The organism is Candidatus Cloacimonadota bacterium (genome assembly GCA_012516855.1).
GTDB lineage: Bacteria > Cloacimonadota > Cloacimonadia > Cloacimonadales > Cloacimonadaceae > Syntrophosphaera.
Genome location: JAAYWB010000113.1, coordinates 1 through 2,033 on the forward strand (window position 1 = coordinate 1; position 2,033 = coordinate 2,033).

The 2,033-nt window shown below is 48.9% G+C and carries 3 protein-coding genes; all 3 read left to right on the top strand.

From position 1 onward, the window contains the following. Positions 1–984 (top strand): hypothetical protein (locus GX466_09250; protein ID NLH94381.1); only part of this gene is annotated, 984 nt, incomplete at its 5' end. Positions 985–1,096: 112 nt separating this feature from the next. Next, entirely contained in the window at positions 1,097–1,552 is a 456-nt protein-coding gene (locus GX466_09255) for a RidA family protein (protein NLH94382.1), read from the top strand. A gap of 233 nt (positions 1,553–1,785) precedes the next feature. Next, the coding region (locus GX466_09260) for a TRAP transporter small permease subunit (protein ID NLH94383.1) at positions 1,786–2,033 on the top strand (248 nt) is incomplete at its 3' end.

The window sequence follows — 2,033 nt, forward strand, 5'->3', positions numbered from 1 at the left end:
CGCAACGATACCCGAGGTCCACGCGGCAATGGACGAAATCAACGACCCGATAACCGTGCGGATAAAGAGGCTGTGCCAAATTCCGAAAATGCTACTAAAAATATAGCACAAGATCAATCAAATACGCCGGCTAATGCTGAAATTGATTCGAATAAAAAGAATCCACGCCAAGGCGGCCGTCCTCCACGGGGTGAGAAGCGTGAGCGTGGTGAACGCACAGATCGGACTAACCGATCAAACGATGAAGCTGTCAATGGCGCAACAGTAGCAGCTGCGGTTGCAGCAACTGGAGTGATTGCCAACGAAATTGTGGGTACAGAAGGCTTGACTGGGCAGGATGCTCAGCAAAGCACGACTCAAGACAATGTGCGCGGTGAAAAAGGTGAACGCCGTTCACGTGACCGTTATGGCCGTGAACGTCGCGAGCGTACTGGTGAACGTTCAGAGCGTCAAAATGGTGATGCGCAGAATCAGTTCAGCAATGACACCACTGATTCACCTGCGCCACAGACCATGCCAACAGCAGATCGTGGCCAAAGCTATTTTGCGGTAGCTAATGGCAGCACTGCATCATCAATAGCTTCATCTGCTGGCACACCAAGCGAAACGCCAGCAATTGACGCTGTGTCTGAGCCACAAGTGAAGGTGCAAGCAACTGAGAAGACTGATGTTGCTTCAATTCCAGCGAAAACTCCTGCCAGCGCAAAGTCAGTGGTAAGCATGCCAGCTGTGACTGCTTACACATTGCCTGCCACAGAATTAACTGAAGTTGCGAACAACTCAGGTTTGCAGTGGGTGGGATCAGATGCGTCCAAAGTAGCTGCGGCGCAAGCTGCGATTGCTGCCGAAGCAGCTGCAGCACCTGCGCATGTACCGCGCGAGCGTCCAGCGCCTGTTGAAATTGATTCCAGCCCGCTCATCATGGTTGAAACCAAACGTGATTTGCGCGATATACAGCTTCCTTTTGAAACCCCCGCCGCATAAATTTGCATACTTCGCAACAAGCCGCTGCAGCCAAAAGCTCAGCGGCTTTTTTTATGTCGTCTTTTGATGCTGTTTTCAGAGAAAATAGCATTTTCATTTTTGAAAGTTTGATATGTCAATTTACGCAAAACTCGAAACCTTAGGAATCAACCTGCCCCCCATCGCCGTACCCGCTGCGGCCTACGTGCCCTTTGTGCAAACAGGCAATTTGGTCTTTTTAAGCGGTCATATTGCAAAAAAAGACGGCAAACCATGGGTCGGGCAGTTGGGTAAGAACATCGATACTGCACAAGGCAAAGCTGCTGCAAGAGCAATTGCCATTGATCTTCTGGGCACATTGCATGCAGCGGTGGGCGATTTGAACAAGGTCAAGCGCATTGTCAAAGTGATGAGTCTGGTCAATTCAACAGGTGATTTCACCGAACAGCACCTGGTCACCAATGGTTGCTCAGAGTTGCTAGGTGAAGTTTTCGGCGCAACGGTGGGTGCACATGCACGCAGCGCATTTGGTGTTGCTCAAATTCCAATGGGTGCCTGCGTTGAAATTGAATTGATTGCAGAAATCTAGCCATCGTTCTTTGCTTATATTTACGCTAGGTCATGCCCATGAATTTTTTTAACTAGAGGCTGAAAAAAATAGTGCCCTAGTATTAACCCTAGCTATTTGGGCATACTCGGGGCTTACCACGTGATGGCGAACAGCTATCATCAAGCCATCAGACAAATCCTATCGCAAGCCCAAGTTGTGGGCTTCGCTTTACGTTTGTCATGCCTCGTTTTTTTATCTCTGGGAGCATCAATATGAATGGATTTCTCAAATTCTCGAGAGGGGTGGACGGCTTAAATACCGTCGTCGGCAAAGCCACCATGTGGCTGATTTTGGCCACCACCATCATCAGTGCCGGCAATGCGATTGTGCGAAAAGTATTTAACACCAGCTCCAATAGCTTGCTCGAAATCCAATGGTATTTATTTGCTGCCGTGTTCTTGCTAGGCGCAGGTTATGGGTTTTTGAAAAATTCACACGTTCGCATCGACTTCATCTCCTC

Bases quoted from the DNA above. Each gene is read 5' to 3' on its own strand.
- GX466_09255 (NLH94382.1), top strand. From the start codon at position 1,097: ATGTCAATTTACGCAAAACTCGAAACCTTAGGAATCAACCTGCCCCCC.